This is a genomic window from Bradyrhizobium sp. LHD-71 (genome assembly GCF_031157255.1).
Lineage (GTDB): Bacteria > Pseudomonadota > Alphaproteobacteria > Rhizobiales > Xanthobacteraceae > P52-10.
In genome coordinates, this window is sequence record NZ_JAVIFX010000081.1 from 1 (window position 1) to 619 (window position 619).

1 protein-coding gene is annotated in these 619 nt (G+C 57.8%); it reads right to left on the bottom strand.

What is annotated here, in order from left to right; genetic code table 11:
• On the bottom strand, positions 1–619 hold a 619-nt coding region (locus tag RCO31_RS34860; protein ID WP_308972938.1), incomplete at both ends, for a tripartite tricarboxylate transporter substrate binding protein.

Here is a 619-nt window from a genome sequence, read left to right on the forward strand (position 1 = left end):
CAGCTTCGTCTGCATGATGCCGCCCGTCTTCGCGTACTCGGCTTCGATTTCAGGGTCGTTAAGGGCTGCGTTGAAAGCAGCTTCAAGCCAAGCCTTGCGCTCCGGTGCAACACCGCGCGGCAGTGCCACGTATCGCCACGCCAGCCAGACGATGTCGTTGACGCCAAACGTTTCGTTGAACGTCGGGGCGTTGGGAACTGCACTCAATCTCTCAGTGTTGGTCACGCCAATGACCTGGACTTTTCCCGCGTCGAGATGGCCCTTGTATTCGGGCAGATACCCGAAACTGACGTCGATATGCCCACCGAGCAACGCCGTGATCGACGGAGCGCCCCCCTGGAAGGGGACCTTGATCACTTTGCTGCCGGTTATCTCTTCAACCTGCTCAGGAATGAACTCCGATGAACTTCCGGAGGTCGCTCCTACCTTGACCTGACCAGGGTTCGCCTTGATGTGGGTCGCGAGATCCTTGAGCGACTTATCCTTGAATGGGCCGTCGGTGCGGATAACCCATGTCACCGGGTCGTAGTTTACGAACGCAATCGGCTCAAGGCTTTTATAGTCAAACTTGCCGTCCGAGCGTCTGAAGCCGTCACCCCAGTAGAGGCTGGCGATCACG